Annotated in this window: 18 protein-coding genes; 11 read left to right on the plus strand and 7 right to left on the minus strand. The window is 70.3% G+C overall.

The window, feature by feature from the left end:
* Positions 1-66: 66 nt before the first annotated feature.
* From sufD to BLW14_RS24655, 6 genes are read left to right on the plus strand one after another with little or no spacing between them, the layout of a single operon-like run.
* On the plus strand, positions 67-1,248 hold the full coding sequence (sufD, locus tag BLW14_RS24630) for a Fe-S cluster assembly protein SufD (RefSeq protein ID WP_018518832.1): 1,182 nt from the start codon (positions 67-69) through the stop codon (positions 1,246-1,248).
* Positions 1,248-1,565: a bifunctional 3-phenylpropionate/cinnamic acid dioxygenase ferredoxin subunit gene (locus tag BLW14_RS24635; RefSeq protein ID WP_018555702.1), complete on the plus strand. Its 318-nt coding sequence runs from the start codon at positions 1,248-1,250 to the stop codon at positions 1,563-1,565. The genes sufD and BLW14_RS24635 overlap by 1 nt, the downstream gene beginning before the upstream one ends.
* A gap of 7 nt (positions 1,566-1,572) precedes the next feature.
* On the plus strand, positions 1,573-2,337 hold the full coding sequence (gene sufC, locus BLW14_RS24640) for a Fe-S cluster assembly ATPase SufC (RefSeq protein WP_093709364.1): 765 nt from the start codon (positions 1,573-1,575) through the stop codon (positions 2,335-2,337).
* Positions 2,334-3,590, plus strand: coding sequence for a cysteine desulfurase (locus BLW14_RS24645; protein WP_018518835.1), 1,257 nt, complete (start codon positions 2,334-2,336; stop codon positions 3,588-3,590). Before sufC ends, BLW14_RS24645 begins: the two co-directional genes overlap by 4 nt.
* 19 nt (positions 3,591-3,609) lie before the next feature.
* Entirely contained in the window at positions 3,610-4,065 is a 456-nt protein-coding gene (gene sufU, locus BLW14_RS24650) for a Fe-S cluster assembly sulfur transfer protein SufU (protein ID WP_073968341.1), read from the plus strand.
* Positions 4,062-4,400 carry a metal-sulfur cluster assembly factor gene (locus tag BLW14_RS24655; RefSeq protein WP_018104628.1) on the plus strand — a complete coding sequence of 113 codons (339 nt, stop codon included), beginning with the start codon at positions 4,062-4,064 and terminating at the stop codon, positions 4,398-4,400. The genes sufU and BLW14_RS24655 overlap by 4 nt, the downstream gene beginning before the upstream one ends.
* A gap of 63 nt (positions 4,401-4,463) precedes the next feature.
* Here the strand turns inward: BLW14_RS24655 and BLW14_RS24660 are convergent, their stop codons facing one another.
* From BLW14_RS24660 to BLW14_RS24675, 4 genes are all read right to left on the minus strand, one after another.
* Positions 4,464-4,931 (minus strand): hypothetical protein, encoded by a 468-nt coding sequence (locus BLW14_RS24660; RefSeq protein WP_177154089.1) that lies wholly within the window; start codon positions 4,929-4,931, stop codon positions 4,464-4,466.
* A 92-nt stretch (positions 4,932-5,023) separates the two neighbouring features.
* Positions 5,024-5,491, minus strand: coding sequence for a hypothetical protein (locus tag BLW14_RS24665; protein ID WP_093709366.1), 468 nt, complete (start codon positions 5,489-5,491; stop codon positions 5,024-5,026).
* 73 nt (positions 5,492-5,564) lie between these two features.
* Positions 5,565-7,364 carry an alpha/beta hydrolase gene (locus tag BLW14_RS24670; RefSeq protein WP_093709367.1) on the minus strand — a complete coding sequence of 600 codons (1,800 nt, stop codon included), beginning with the start codon at positions 7,362-7,364 and terminating at the stop codon, positions 5,565-5,567.
* Between the two features lie 9 nt (positions 7,365-7,373).
* Complete coding sequence (locus tag BLW14_RS24675) at positions 7,374-7,790, minus strand: hypothetical protein (protein ID WP_093709368.1); 417 nt, start codon at positions 7,788-7,790, stop codon at positions 7,374-7,376.
* Between the two features lie 188 nt (positions 7,791-7,978).
* Between BLW14_RS24675 and BLW14_RS24680 the strand changes: the two genes are divergently transcribed.
* Entirely contained in the window at positions 7,979-8,344 is a 366-nt protein-coding gene (locus BLW14_RS24680) for a VOC family protein (protein ID WP_093709369.1), read from the plus strand.
* Positions 8,345-8,362: 18 nt separating this feature from the next.
* On the opposite strand, the gene BLW14_RS24685 is transcribed toward BLW14_RS24680, so the two are convergent.
* On the minus strand, positions 8,363-9,382 hold the full coding sequence (locus tag BLW14_RS24685) for a DUF7847 domain-containing protein (RefSeq protein ID WP_177154090.1): 1,020 nt from the start codon (positions 9,380-9,382) through the stop codon (positions 8,363-8,365).
* Between the two features lie 206 nt (positions 9,383-9,588).
* Here BLW14_RS24685 and BLW14_RS24690 point away from each other — a divergent pair, with 206 nt between their 5' ends.
* Both BLW14_RS24690 and BLW14_RS24695 read left to right on the plus strand, forming a co-directional pair.
* Positions 9,589-9,909, plus strand: a complete 321-nt coding sequence (locus BLW14_RS24690) for a DMT family transporter (RefSeq protein WP_093709370.1) — start codon at positions 9,589-9,591, stop codon at positions 9,907-9,909.
* Positions 9,909-10,445 (plus strand): TetR/AcrR family transcriptional regulator, encoded by a 537-nt coding sequence (locus BLW14_RS24695; RefSeq protein WP_093709371.1) that lies wholly within the window; start codon positions 9,909-9,911, stop codon positions 10,443-10,445. The genes BLW14_RS24690 and BLW14_RS24695 overlap by 1 nt, the downstream gene beginning before the upstream one ends.
* A 15-nt stretch (positions 10,446-10,460) precedes the next feature.
* On the opposite strand, the gene BLW14_RS24700 is transcribed toward BLW14_RS24695, so the two are convergent.
* Positions 10,461-11,342, minus strand: coding sequence for a winged helix-turn-helix transcriptional regulator (locus BLW14_RS24700; RefSeq protein WP_093709372.1), 882 nt, complete (start codon positions 11,340-11,342; stop codon positions 10,461-10,463).
* Positions 11,343-11,467: 125 nt separating this feature from the next.
* Here BLW14_RS24700 and BLW14_RS24705 point away from each other — a divergent pair, with 125 nt between their 5' ends.
* Complete coding sequence (locus tag BLW14_RS24705) at positions 11,468-12,709, plus strand: MFS transporter (RefSeq protein ID WP_093709373.1); 1,242 nt, start codon at positions 11,468-11,470, stop codon at positions 12,707-12,709.
* Positions 12,710-12,719: 10 nt separating this feature from the next.
* Positions 12,720-13,709 carry a 2,3,4,5-tetrahydropyridine-2,6-dicarboxylate N-succinyltransferase gene (gene dapD / locus BLW14_RS24710; protein ID WP_093709374.1) on the plus strand — a complete coding sequence of 330 codons (990 nt, stop codon included), beginning with the start codon at positions 12,720-12,722 and terminating at the stop codon, positions 13,707-13,709.
* Here the strand turns inward: dapD and dapA are convergent.
* The gene (gene dapA / locus BLW14_RS24715) at positions 13,706-14,599 is read right to left on the minus strand and encodes a 4-hydroxy-tetrahydrodipicolinate synthase (RefSeq protein WP_093709375.1); all 894 of its coding nucleotides are present in this window, start codon (positions 14,597-14,599) and stop codon (positions 13,706-13,708) included. The genes dapD and dapA overlap by 4 nt on opposite strands.
* Positions 14,600-14,766: the final 167 nt, after the last annotated feature.

A 14,766-nucleotide genomic window follows, 5' to 3' on the forward strand; every position in this document is an offset into this window, starting at 1 on the left:
CGGAAGGGCCGGCCCCCGAGTCCCCCCGACACCTGTCCGACCGAGAAAGCGAGCACTACGACAGCCATGGCTGAGGCTCAGAACATCCCCGCGGGGTCCACCACCGCCGGTTCCATCGCGGTGGCCGCGGAGTCGACCGTCGCCACGCGCATGAGCGCACCCCCGTCCTTCGACGTAGCGGACTTCCCCGTCCCGCACGGCCGCGAGGAGGAGTGGCGGTTCACCCCGCTGGAGCGGCTGCGCGGCCTGCACGACGGCACCGCCGTCGCCACCGGCAGCGGTGTGAAGGTCGCGATCGAGGCCCCCGAGGGCGTCACGGTCGAGACCGTCGGCCGCGACGACGCCCGGCTCGGCAAGGCCGGCAAGCCGGTGGACCGGGTTGCCGCGCAGGCCTACTCGTCCTTCGAGCGGGCCCACGTCGTGACGGTCCCGAAGGAGGCCGTGCTCACCGAGCCGATCCGGATCGCCGTGCACGGCGAGGGCGGTGTCGCCTACGGCCACCAGGTCGTGGAGCTGGGCGCCTTCGCCGAGGCCGTCGTCGTCATCGACCACACGGGTGACGCGGTGCTCGCCGCCAACGTCGACTACGTCCTGGGCGACGGCGCCAAGCTGACCGTCGTCTCCGTGCAGGACTGGGACGAGCGCGCCGTCCACGTCGGCCAGCACAACGCGCTGGTCGGCCGGGACGCCTCGTTCAAGTCCGTCGTCGTCACCTTCGGCGGCGACGTGGTCCGGCTGCACCCCCGGATCGCGTACGCGGGCACCGGTGGCGAGGCCGAGCTGTTCGGCCTGTACTTCACCGACAAGGGCCAGCACCAGGAGCACCGCCTCCTGGTCGACCACAACACCCCGCACTGCAAGTCCAACGTGGCCTACAAGGGCGCGCTCCAGGGCGACGAGGCGCACGCGGTGTGGATCGGCGACGTGCTCATCCAGGCCGCGGCCGAGGGCACCGACACCTACGAGATGAACCGCAACCTGGTTCTGACCGACGGTGCGCGGGTCGACTCGGTGCCGAACCTGGAGATCGAGACCGGCGAGATCGTCGGCGCCGGCCACGCCTCCGCGACCGGCCGCTTCGACGACGAGCAGCTGTTCTACCTCCAGTCCCGCGGCATCCCCGCCGAGGAGGCCCGCCGCCTCGTCGTGCGCGGCTTCTTCGCCGAGCTGGTCCAGCAGATCGGCCTGCCCGACGTCGAGGCCCGGCTGCTCGACAAGATCGAGGCCGAGCTGGAGGCGTCGGTCTGATGGCCTTCGTGAAAGCCTGCGCGCTGAGCGAGCTGGAGGACGACACCCCCAAGCGGGTGGAGCTCGACGGCACGCCGGTCTCCGTCGTCCGCACCGAGGGCGAGGTGTTCGCGATCAACGACATCTGCTCGCACGCGAACGTCTCGCTGTCCGAGGGCGAGGTCGAGGACTGCTCGATCGAGTGCTGGCTGCACGGTTCCAGCTTCGACCTCCGCACCGGCAAGCCGTCCGGCCTTCCCGCGACGCGCCCCGTCCCCGTATACCCCGTCAAGATCGAAGGGGACGATGTGCTCGTCTCCGTCACCCAGGAGTCCTGAGTCACCCATGGCAACGCTTGAAATCCGCGACCTGCACGTCACCGTCGAGGCCGACAACGCCACGAAGGAGATCCTCAAGGGCGTCGACCTGACCGTGAAGCAGGGCGAGACCCACGCCATCATGGGCCCCAACGGGTCCGGCAAGTCCACCCTCGCCTACTCGCTGGCCGGTCACCCCAAGTACACGATCACCAGCGGCACGGTGACCCTGGACGGCGAGGACGTCCTGGAGATGTCCGTCGACGAGCGGGCCCGCGCCGGCCTGTTCCTCGCCATGCAGTACCCGGTCGAGATCCCCGGTGTCTCGGTCTCCAACTTCCTGCGCACCTCCGCCACCGCCGTCCGCGGCGAGGCCCCCAAGCTGCGTACCTGGGTGAAGGAGGTCAAGGAGGCGATGGCGGAACTCCAGATGGACCCGTCCTTCGCCGAGCGCAACGTCAACGAGGGCTTCTCCGGCGGTGAGAAGAAGCGCCACGAGATCCTTCAGCTGGAGCTCCTCAAGCCGAAGGTCGCCATCCTCGACGAGACCGACTCCGGTCTGGACGTCGACGCGCTGCGGATCGTCTCCGAGGGCGTCAACCGGGTCCGCGAGAGCGGCGAGGTCGGCACCCTGCTGATCACGCACTACACCCGGATTCTCCGGTACATCAAGCCCGACTTCGTGCACGTCTTCGCCAACGGACGGATCGCCGAGTCCGGCGGCGCCGAGCTGGCCGACAAGCTGGAGAACGAGGGCTACGAGGCGTACGTGAAGGGTGGCGCTTCCGAGTGACACAGCTGCCGGGCCTCCTCGACACCGAGGCGATCCGTAAGGACTTCCCCCTTCTGGACCGCACGGTCCACGACGGGAAGAAGATCGTTTACCTGGACAGTGCCGCGACCTCGCAGAAGCCGCGCCAGGTTCTCGACGCCCTCAACGAGTACTACGAGCGGCACAACGCAAACGTGCACCGCGGTGTGTACACGATCGCGGAGGAGGCCACGGCGCTGTACGAGGGCGCCCGTGACAAGGTCGCCGCCTTCATCAACGCGCCCAGCCGCGACGAGGTCATCTTCACGAAGAACGCCTCGGAGTCGCTCAACCTCGTGGCCAACATGCTCGGCTGGGCCGATGAGCCCTACCGGGTCGACCACGAGACCGAGATCGTCACCACGGAGATGGAGCACCACTCCAACATCGTTCCCTGGCAGCTGCTCTCGCAGCGCACGGGCGCGAAGCTGAAGTGGTTCGGCATCACCGACGACGGCCGGCTCGACCTGTCCAACATCGACGAGATCATCACCGAGAAGACGAAGATCGTCTCCTTCACGCTGGTCTCGAACATCATGGGCACCCACAACCCGGTCGAGCAGATCGTCCGCCGCGCCCAGGAGGTCGGTGCGCTCGTCTGCGTCGACGCCTCCCAGGCGGCCCCGCACATGGTGCTCGACGTGCAGGCGCTCCAGGCCGACTTCGTGGCCTTCACCGGTCACAAGATGGTCGGCCCGACCGGCATCGGCGTGCTCTGGGGACGGCAGGAACTCCTGGAGGACCTGCCCCCGTTCCTCGGCGGTGGCGAGATGATCGAGACCGTGTCGATGCACTCGTCGACGTACGCTCCCGCGCCGCACAAGTTCGAGGCCGGTACGCCCCCGATCGCCCAGGCCGTCGGCCTCGGCGCGGCCGTGGACTACCTCTCGGCGATCGGCATGGAGAACATCCACCGCCATGAGCAGGCCATCACCGCCTACGCGGTGAAGCGGCTCCTGGAGGTGCCGGACCTCCGGATCATCGGCCCGGCCACCGCGGAGGACCGCGGCGCGACGATCTCCTTCACGCTCGGCGACATCCACCCGCACGACGTGGGGCAGGTGCTGGACGAACAGGGCATCGCGGTCCGGGTCGGCCACCACTGCGCCCGCCCGGTCTGCCTGCGGTACGGAATTCCTGCGACGACGCGAGCGTCGTTCTATCTGTACTCCACGCCCGCCGAGGTCGACGCCCTGGTGGACGGCCTGGAACACGTCCGGAACTTTTTCGGTTAGAGCGGCTGGGGATTGACTCGTGAAGCTTGATTCCATGTACCAGGAAGTGATCCTGGACCACTACAAGCACCCCCATGGGCGCGGCCTGCGGGACGGCGACGCCGAGGTGCATCACGTCAATCCGACGTGCGGTGACGAGATCACGCTGCGGGTGCGGTACGACGGCGAGACCATCGCCGATGTGAGCTACGAGGGCCAGGGCTGCTCCATCAGCCAGGCCAGCGCCTCCGTACTGAACGAGCTGCTGGTCGGCAAGGAGCTGGGCGAGGCGCAGAAGATCCAGGCCGCGTTCCTGGAGCTGATGCAGTCGAAGGGGCAGCTGGAGCCCGACGACGCGATGGAGGAGGTGCTGGAGGACGCGGTCGCGTTCGCCGGCGTCTCCAAGTACCCGGCCCGGGTGAAATGCGCGCTGCTGAGCTGGATGGCGTGGAAGGACGCGACGGCGCAGGCGCTGTCCGAAGGGAAGACCGCATGAGCGACAACGAGACCGTGACGACCAAGCCCGCCTCCGAGGAGGAGGTCCGCGAAGCGCTGTACGACGTGGTCGACCCAGAGCTGGGCATCGACGTCGTCAACCTGGGGCTGATCTACGGCATCCACATCGACGACGCCAACATCGCCACCCTCGACATGACCCTGACGTCCGCGGCCTGTCCGCTGACCGACGTCATCGAGGACCAGGCGAAGTCCGCGACGGACGGCATCGTCAACGAGCTCCGGATCAACTGGGTCTGGATGCCGCCGTGGGGCCCGGACAAGATCACGGACGACGGCCGCGAGCAGCTGCGCGCGCTTGGCTTCAACGTCTGAGCGTCCGCGTTCCGCGTACGAAGGTGAACGGCCCCCGGCGATCGTGCCGGGGGCCGTTCGGCGTTACGGGTGCCACATGTCGGGGGGCTGTTCCTCCGTTGTCGCCGGGGTGGCCGGCAAGTGGTAGCAGCGCGATTGGACCGTGACCGACAGCATGGCTGGGGTTTTCTGGGACTTGACCTCTTTGTAGAGCCTTATGTCGACCATGACCCGCCGCTTCTCGGACTCGGCGACGATCTGCGGGCTATTGCCGATCGAGCCGTCCATGCCGTCCTTCGTGATCTTCCAGCCGTCCTTCGGGAGCCCGGTCCGCAGGCGGTTCATGCCTTTCTCCAGCTCGGGGAACGGCGCCTCATAGAGACTCCAGGGGTGGTAGGCGTAGTAGGGCTCTTCCTCGCGGTCGTCGTCCGAGCAGGGCATCGTCAGCGCCCCCGGCTCCGTGGCTTTTCCCTTGACATTGATGATCTCGAGAATTCGGCTGGATGCCTGCTCGACATCCGCCACCGCGGCATCCTTGTCCCGTGTTTCCATCGGAGCCCCTGTTGCCGAACATGCCACCGTCAGTGCGCATATGGCGACGGCGAATACCTGGCCGCCGCGAATCCGTCGGGGGCGGCTCGGCATCAGGGACGCCACATGTTGGGGGGCTGTTCCTCCGGTGTCGCCGGGGTGGCCGGCACGCGGTAGCAGCGTGACTTGACAGAGACCTCCAGCATGGCCGGTGAATCTTCGGCCTTGACTTCCTCGTGCAGCCTTACGTCGAGCAGGAGGGCATGGTCATTGGACTCGGCGACGATCTGCGGACTGTTGCCGATGGTGCCGTCCTTGCCGTCCTTGGTGATGGTCCAGCCGTTCTTCGGAAGTGCGACCCTCAGGCGGTTCATGCCTTTTTTCAGCTCGGCGAAGGGTGCCTTGTAAATGCTCCACGGGTGGTACGCGTAGTAGGGGTCTTCCTGGTGATAGTCGTCCGAGCAGGGCATCGTCATCGCCCCGGGCTCTGAGGGCGACCCCTTGACGTCGATCAGTTCGAGGATCCGGCTGGATGCCCTCTCGACCTCCGCTATCACGGTGTCCTTGTCCCGTGTCTCCATAGTCTTTTCCTCTCCCGAACACGCCACCGTAAGCGCGCATATAGCGATAATGAATCCCTGTCCGAGAGTTCGCCTATTCAAGTTTCACCTTGCCGTATGCGCCGACGATGACAGCCGCCTGATTGCGTAGACTGATGGAGTCCTCGTCATAGAATCCCGTGTGTCCTGAAGCATCGCTTTTCATGATCATCCCGCCGAAGGATTTGTCGGTGGGGATGGCCAAGTTGTCGCCGAGCCCCATGAATCGGCCCCCCTCTCGGACCATGTCGTCGTCCCATGAGTCGGCACCCATGGCCCATACATGGTTGCCTCTGACGCCCAGGTCTCCGGCGTGATCGGCCTGGACGCCGGGACTGCCCGCGAAGACGTAGTCATCGGCGGCCTTGAGGTCCTGCCAGGACCCCGACTGGGCCGAGACGCCGACGACCGTGCTGCCGTAGCTGTGCCCGAGGACAGTCGTGTGCGAGCGAGTCCCGTCGGCGGCCTGTTGTGCGACTCTGTTCCCCTCCAGGAAGTCGTGGAGCCTCGGGCCGCCCTCCACTGCGTACTCCCCGCGTGTCGCCTGGGGAAGCACATTGTCCGGCGCGTTGTAGTCGAGCCACAGGATGGTGGATACGTCCTTTCCCCGGGCCATGCGGTGGCTTTCGGCCCAGAGCTTTTCGGCGCGGCCCAGGTCCCCACCGCTGGATTCCAGGCTCGCCTTCGTGCCGGGGACCCAGACGCCCACGTGATCCGCCGTGTCAGGGTTTCCGTTGGCGAGAATGATTCTCCCGTCCCCGAGGCCGGTGGGGTCGAAGCCGAGCAGATACGCCTCGGGAAGCCCCTTCTCGCCCGTGCGGTCGAAGCGGTCCTGGATGGCCTGCATTCCCTTGAGCGCGCCCTCGAGTCTGTCCTTCTTGGCGCCGTACTTGTCGTTCCACTGCCGCCACTCCGCGGTGATGACCGCGGCGGGATAGCTGCCATTGGTGTTGGGGGCGTATTTGACCGGCTCTTTCGGAATGGTGTTCAGGTCGAGCTGGTATTGCGCCCTCGTCTCGTCCAGGACCATTCTGTTCGCGTCGTCGCGGATGTCGGACGGGAGGCCGTTCATCGCTCCGATGGCGTTCGGGTGGACCGCCAGGTAGTCGGCCTGCTGTTCCGGAGTGAGGCCCTTCCACCACGCCGCGCTCTCCTCGGGGGTGGCTTCCCTCGGCGGGGGCTTGATGCTGTCCAGGTAGGTGCCGGCGGCGTCGGTCACCCCGCCCCGGTCGGAGGTCACGTCCGTCCAGTCCCGGTCCGAGACGACGAGGTCGTCGTCGGCGCGGAGGGCGCGGAGCTTCGGCTCCCACTTCGCGTCGGCCTCGGTGGCTTCCCGCAGGGCGTCCGCTATCCGGTCGGCGTACTCGATGGCCACGCCGTAGTACGGGTTCGGGTGGATGTTCGCCGCCTGGCGCTCCAGGGCGTCGGCCGTCGGGTCGCTCCCGGCGCTGCCGGTGACGGTGCCGCCCGCGGTGTCCTTGTCCTCGCCCGGCTTCCGGCCCGCCGGGTAGCCGACCGAACCGTCCGCGTGCACCGTGCAGTGGTCCGCGCGCGCGTCCTCGATCGCCGCCTCCAGCTTCCGTTTGGCCGAGGCCATGTCGAAGGCGAAGCCGTTCAGCGCGGTGCTCACGAGCCCGCACTCGGTCTGCACGTACTGGAAGTTCCCCGACACCGCGGCCAGTTCGCGCAGGGCGGCCGTGGCCGTCGCGCCCTTCAGCTGGTTGCGTATCCCCGCGGATATCTGGTTGTCGACGGTGTCCTTCGCCGCGTCGGCCATCGCGGCCGTCGCCCGGTATCGGTCCGCGGCGTTCTCGAATTCCGAGGGCTTAAGCGCCTGCAGCGTCGCGAGATCCATGCGCCCGGATCACGCCCCCTTCGACCGACCGCCGACGGCCGGGGTGTCCTTGTACGTGCCCTTCATCGCGTCCAGCTCGGCTTTCAGCGACTCGTCGGGCTTCGCGAGGTCATGGCCCGAAGAGGCGAGGAGCCCGCCCAGGGACGTGCAGCGCTTGCGGACCTTCTCCACGTACGCGTGCCAGGAGGTGTACAGCTCCTGCTGGGCCGCCACGCTCCGGCAGCCGGGCACCTCGCCCAGCTCCGCCTGCCCCTCCTTGAGCTTCGTCAGCGCCGAACCGATCGGCGCGGCGAGGCCCTTCGTGGCGTCGCCCGCCTGGACCCACGCCCTCTTGCTCGTCCTCAGGTCCGCCGATGTGCCGGGCCCCTGCCCGCCCGCCGGTACATCCACCTGAAGGTGGTTCAACTGCATGTGCGTAGACGTCACTGCGCCCTCCCCGTGTGTCCCCTGTCCCCACGGGCCCGGCCCCGCCTCCGGGTTGTCCGGGCCCGTACACGCGTGCCATCATTCCCGATTCCCACATGCAATCAAGCGGCTTCGAGCCAAATGCTGTTGGCGACGCGTGCCGGATGTCGCGGCCGTGCGGCGGGGCGCCGACGGGCAGACTGGGGGCCATGACCCTGCGCTTCTACCAGCTCGCCGTCGACGCCCACGATCTGCCCGCCCAGGCCCGCTTCTGGTGCGCCGCCCTGGACTGGCGGGTGCTCTACGAGGACGAGAACGAGATCGTCATCGGTGCCGACGAGAACGCGCTGCCCGGTATCTGCTTCCTGCCCGTGCCCGAGGACAAGGCGGTCAAGAACCGGCTGCACATCGACCTGAGCCCGGACGACCAGGCCGCCGAGGTCGAGCGGCTGATCGGGCTCGGCGCCCGGCGCATCGAGGTCGGCCAGCCGTCGGACGTGACGTGGGTGGTGCTGGCCGACCCGGAGGGCAACGAGTTCTGCGTACTGCGCCCGAAGGGGACGCTCACCGACTGAGCCGGGCGCGCGGGGCCGCTACGCCGTGTACTGCGGCGGTACGGCGGCGGCCTCGGCAAGCACCGGGCCCAGGTTCTCGGTGCGGATGCGCCGGTCCACGTAGAGCAGCCCGGTCACCAGCGGCGGGAACACAGCCACGACCAGCTGGCTCACCATCTGGCCGAGCAGCACCAGCACGAGGTACCCGCTCATCGCGGTGATGATCGCGGCGGGGCCGGAGTGCTCATCGAGGTTGACCGAGCCCAGCATGCTGGTGAACATGCCGAGGAACGTGAACGGGATCTGGATGAGGTAGCTCGCCACGGTGGCCATGACGCCCGCCAGCAGCGTCGTACCGAAGACGCGCCACCAGGCGCCGCGCACCAGCGTGACCGATCGGCGCAGCGAGGCCAGCGGGCCCTGGTTCTCGAAGACGACCGCCGACGGGGCGAGCGAGAACCTCACCCAGAGCCAGGTGGCCACCGGCAGGAACCCGAGGAAGCAGGCCACGCCCGCCACGACCAGCGCCGGCGAGCCCCCGTCGCTGTCCACGGCGACCGCGCCGACGATTCCGGCGATGAGCGCGCCCAGGCCCAGCAGCAGCGGCACCATGGTGATCAGCGCGGTCAGCAGGAGCGCGCCGACCACCGCGGGCATCCGCGCCCAGGCCCGCCGCCAGATCGCCGAGAAGGTCGTCGGCCGGCCCAGCACCGCCTCCTGCAGGGCCGCCGGCACCGCTGCGCAGACCACGGCCGAGGCCACCACCATCGAGAGGAACCCGAGCACCGCGACCACGCCGAACGCGGTGATCACCGGGGTCAGGTCACGCGCGGCGGGGTCCTCGTACTCGCTCAGCTCGAACAGCCGGTGCAGATGGTCCGAGACGGCCGAGTACGCGATGAGGACCGCCGTGACCATCACGAGCAGCGCGCCGCCGTACAGGGCCGCGCCCACCGCGAGCAGCTGCTTGCCGTAGCGGCCCAGGGTGGAGAAGGCGCCACCGAATATGTCCCCGACCCTCAGCGGCCCCAGGGGTATCACCCCGGGCTTCGGCGGCATCCAGCCCCCGCCCCAGCCACCCCACCCGGACGGCCCCGGAGATCCCCCGTACGGCGCGCCTCCATGGGCCCCGCCGCCCCACCCTGCGTCCTGCGCCACTGCTGCTCCGTCGGTCCGTCGATCATGTACTGGACGAACCACGGTAGCGTCACGGGATTCCGGCGGATCCGGCCGTGTGCGAGCAGACGTTGCGTACACTTGTACACATGGGATACGGACTGCTCGCCGCGGCCATCGCGGCGGAGGTGGCGGGGACGACCGCCATGAAGTACAGCGAGGGATTCACCCGGCTCTGGCCCTCACTGATCACCGTCGCCGGCTATCTGCTGGCCTTCTCCCTGCTCGCCCAGACCCTCAAGACCCTGTCCGTCGGCACCGCCTACGCGATCTGGGCGGGCGTCGGCACCGCCGCCGTGGCCCTCATCGGCATGGTCTTCCTCGGGGAGTCCGCCAGTCCCCTCAAGGCGCTCGGTGTGCTGCTCGTCATCGCCGGCGTGGTGGTGCTCAACCTCGGCGGGGCGCACTGATGGCACGGCGGTACGACCCCGAGCGGCGCTCCCGGATCATCGACGCGGCGATCCGGGTGGTCGGCGAGCGGGGCATCGCCGGGCTCAGCCACCGCTCCGTCGCCGCCGAGGCCGATGTGCCGCTGGGCTCGACGACGTACCACTTCGCCTCCCTCGACGAGCTGCTGATCGCCGCCCTGCGCAGGACCAACGAGAACTTCGCCGCCGTCCTGCGCGACAGCCGCGCCCTCGCCGACCCGGACGCCGATCTCGCGGCCGAACTCGCCCGGCTGCTGGGGGTGTTCTTCGAGGGCGGGCGCGGCCGGGCCGAGCTGGAGTACGAGCTCTATCTCGCCGCCCTGCGCAGGCCCGCGCTCCGCCCGGTCGCCGCCGAGTGGACCGACGGCGTGGCCGCCCTGCTCCACCCGCGCACGGACCCGGCCACCGCACGCGCCCTGGTCGCCCTGATGGACGGCATCTGCATCCAGGTGCTGCTCACGGGCGGCGCCTACGACGAGGCGTACGCGCGCGAGATGCTGGGCCGGGTCGCGGGCTGAGGAAGTCCCGCGCGGTCAGCGGCCGTCCACGTCCCGCACCGCCGCCAGGGCGGCCCGCACGCTGTCCTCGATGTCCGTGACCGGGTACAGCACCTCGCGGACCGTGCGCTCCCGGTCCACCACCAGGGTCAGCCGCTTGGCGCGGGCGGCCCCGCCGGCGCGGAAGGTGGGGAGGCGAAGCGCGGCGGTCAGCTCCAGGTCCGCGTCGGAGAGGAGCGGGAAGCGCAGCCGCTCGGCCTCGGCGAACGCCGCCTGCTCGTCCGGGCGTTGCGTGGAGACGCCGTGCACGCTCGCGCCCGCCGCAGTGAAGTCGGCCAGCCGGTCGCGGTAGGTGCACGATTCGAGCGTGCAGCCACGGGCGCCCGGGATGCCGGACCAGCCCGGGGGATAGGACTCCTGGCGGGCGTAGGCCCCGGGGAAGAAGTACAGGACGGTGTACGGGGTGGCGGCCACCGGGTCGCGCCGGCTGCCGTCGGCGCCCGGCAGGGTCAGTTCCGGTACGCGCGTGCCCCGCAGCGCGTGCACCCGTGCGGCCTCCCGCGAGGACTCCTGCGTGGTCGCCATCGTCTCCCCGTCTCCCATCACCCAGGCGTCGCCCCAGTCCTGGAGCGCGATCAGTACCGGCAGCAGGGCGCGGCCGCGCGGGGTCAGCCGGTACTCGTGGCGCACCGGCCGCTCCTGGTACGGCTCGCGGGTCAGGACCCCCGCGTCGACCAGCAGCCTCAGCCGTTCGGTGAGGACCTTCCGGGAGACGCCCAGTTCCCGCTGGAGCGCGTCGAACCGGTGCACCCCGCGCGCGGTGTCCCGCACGATCAGCAGAGTCCACCAGTCACCGACCACGTCGAGCGCCTGTGCGATGGCGCAGTCGGCGTCGGCCTGGCTGAGGCGCTGGGGCATGGGGCCTCCTCGGTCGTCGGGGCTGTCATTCAACTCCATCGGGCCGCGTTGACCTGCGGAACGCATGCTGCCATAGTCGGTTCCCAAAAGGAACTCACTCGGGTTCCACTGGGGAGGGTGTGGGGATGGGGATGCTGACGGGCGTTCCGCGCACGGTGCGGCTGCTGGCCTTCGGGGCGTTCTTCAACGCGATGGTCAGCTTCACCTTCGTCTACCTCTTCGTCTATCTGACGGGCCCTCGCGGGCTCTCCGTCCCCCAGGCCGGGCTGCTCACCGGCATCGGCGGCGTCGGCCTGGTCGCGGGCAACTTCACCGGCGGCTGGTTCGGCGACCGCTACGGACACCGCCGGATGCTGCTGCTCGGCGCCTGCGTCGGCGGGGCCGTGCTCGTCGCCCTGCCGGTGCTGCCGCTCCCCGCGCTGTACGCGGTCCTGCCGCTCGCCCAGTACGCCACCGGCGTGGTGCGCGCCGCGAACTCCGCCCTGGTGGCCGTCTCCGTGCCCGGCGGACGGCGGCGCCAGAGCTTCGCCCTGACCCGCTTCGCCTCCAACGGCGGCTTCACCGTGGGACCGCCCCTCGGCGCCCTGATCGCCGCCCGCTTCTCGTACGACTGGCTGTTCCTCGTCGACGGCGCGGGCACCCTGCTCTTCGCCTGCTACGCGGCCCGCATCCTCCCCGCCCGGGGCACCGCGCACTCCCGCCCCGCGCCCCCGCCGCCCGGCACCCCGGGGCTGTGGCGCGAACTGCGGGCCGGGCCCGCCGTGCCGGTGCTGCTCGCCGCGATCGTCTGCGTGGACCTGGTCTACCGCCAGCAGTACTCCACCCTGCCGGTCTTCCTCGCGGACCACGGCCACGGCACCGCGTTCTACGGCTGGCTCATTGCCGTGAACGGCGGGGTCATCCTCTGCCTGGAACTGCCCGCCGCCCACGCCCTTCGGGCCCGCGCGCCGCTGGGCATCGTCGGCACCGGGCTGCTGTTCGTCGGTGCGGGGTACGCGCTGCTGATCCCCGGCGCCGGGGCCGCGTTCGCCGTCCTGATGATGGTCTCCCTGACCCTCGGCGAGATCCTGTACAAGACCACCGCCACGGCCTACGTCGCCGACCAGGCGCCCCCGCACGCGCAGGGCCGCTTCCAGAGCCTGTACGCGGGCGCCTCCATCAGCGGCCAGGTCCTCGCCCCGCCCCTCGGCGGCGCCCTCTACGCCACCGCCCCAGCACTGCTCTGGCCCGCCTGTGCGGTCCTGGCGGGTCTGGCGGGCTGCGCGGTGCTCGCCGCGCGGCGACTGCCCGTGCCCGCCGGGCCGGTCCCGGCGGCGCGACGCCCGGACGCTGAGACCGGTTCGCCCGCGCGCCCCCGGTCCGGTTAGGTTTCTGGTCATGACCGACACGACTTCCACCCGCACCACCGGCGCCGTCGCCGCCGGACTCGCCACCATCGCCGGCGACGGTTCCGTCCTCGACACCTGGTTCCCCGCGCCCGAGCTCACCGCCGAGCCCGGCCCCGCCGGTACCGAGCGGCTCGGCCCCGACCAGGCCGTGAACCTGCTCGGCGAGGGCGCCGCCAAGGCCATCGGCGTGGACGCCCGGCGCGGCGTCGAGGTCGTCGCCGTGCGCACGGTCATCGCCTCGCTCGACGACAAGCCGCTCGACGCCCACGACGTCTACCTGCGCCTGCACCTGCTCTCGCACCGCCTGGTCCAGCCGCACGGGCAGAACCTGGACGGCATCTTCGGCCACCTCGCCAACGTCGCCTGGACCTCGCTCGGCCCGGTCGCCGTCGACGACCTGGAGAAGGTGCGGCTCAACGCCCGCGCCGAGGGCCTGCACCTCCAGGTCACCTCCGTCGACAAGTTCCCGCGCATGACGGACTACGTGGCGCCGAAGGGCGTACGTATCGCGGACGCCGACCGGGTGCGCCTCGGCGCGCACCTCGCCTCCGGCACGACCGTCATGCACGAGGGCTTCGTCAACTTCAACGCCGGCACGCTCGGCACGTCCATGGTCGAGGGCCGCATCTCCGCCGGCGTCGTCATCGGTGACGGCTCGGACATCGGCGGCGGCGCCTCCACGATGGGCATGCTCTCCGGCGGCGGCAAGGAGCGCATCGTGATCGGTGAGCGCTGCCTGGTCGGCGCGGAGGCCGGGGTCGGCATCGCGCTCGGCGACGAGTGCGTCGTCGAGGCCGGTCTGTACGTCACCGCCGGTACGCGCGTCACCATGCCGGACGGCCAGGTGGTCAAGGCCCGTGAGCTCTCCGGCGCCTCGAACATCCTCTTCCGCCGCAACTCGGTCACCGGAGCCGTCGAGGCCCGCCCGAACAACGCGGTCTGGGACGGCCTCAACGACGTCCTGCACAGCAACGACTAAGCGGGGGCGAGGAGTTCCTCGTACGCCGCACGCAGCCCGTCGGACGCCTCGCGCCCGGCGGGCTGCAGCGGTTCACGCACCGGCCCCGCGGCCAGCAGCGCCTTCGCCGTCACCGTGCCGGGCAGCCCGGACGCCATCATCAGGGCCGTCAGCGGGGCGAGCCGCGCGTTGAGCCGGGCGGCCCCGTCGGTGTCCCCGGCGTCGAAGGCGTCCAGCACCGCCCGCATCCGCCCCGGCACCACGTTGGCGACCGTGCTGACGTAACCCGCGCCGCCCACCGCGTACAGCGGCAGGTTCAGCTCCTCGCAGCCCGAGTAGTACGCGAGCCCGCCGGCCGCGATCACCCGGGTCGCCGTCAGCAGGTCCTGCGAGCAGTCCTTCACCGCGACGATGCGCGGGTGCTCCGCCAGCCGCAGCATGGTCTCCGGCTCGATGCGGGTGCCGGTGCGGCCGGGGATGTCGTACAGCATCACGGGCAGCCCCGCCGCGTCCGCGATGCGGCGGAAGTGCGCCTCCACGGCCGCCTGCGGGGGCCTGCTGTAGTACGGGGTCACCACCAGGAGCCCGTCCGCGCCCGCCTGTTCGGCCTGGCGCGCCAGCTCGATCGTGTGCCGGGTGTCCGAGGTGCCGACGCCCGCGACCAGCGGCACGGCCGGGCCGACCGCCTCGCGCACCGTCCGCAGCAGTGCCGCCTTCTCCGCGTCGGACGTGGTCGGGGACTCGCCGGTGGTGCCGCTGAGCACCAGCCCGTCGCAGCCGCCCGCGACCAGGGCGGCCGCGTGTGCCGCCGCGGTCTCCCGGTCGAGGGCTCCGTCGGCGGTGAAGGGGGTGACCATGGCGCAGAGGGCGCGGCCGAAGGGGCGCGGGCGGGCAGGTGCGGAAGGCGTCATTCCAGCAGTGTCGGCCCCTCGGACGGTGAAGGTCTACTTAGATCTTCTGTGGGTGAGGGTGAAGCACCACTCAAGAGTGGCGGGGAGCGCCGCATCTGCTGGGGCCCGGGGCGCCGAGAGGGCGGGCCCCGGGGCCCGGGGCGACGGCGGCCTTGCCCGCATTCCGG

The sequence above is a fragment of the Streptomyces sp. 2131.1 genome (genome assembly GCF_900105515.1).
Lineage (GTDB): Bacteria > Actinomycetota > Actinomycetes > Streptomycetales > Streptomycetaceae > Streptomyces > Streptomyces drozdowiczii.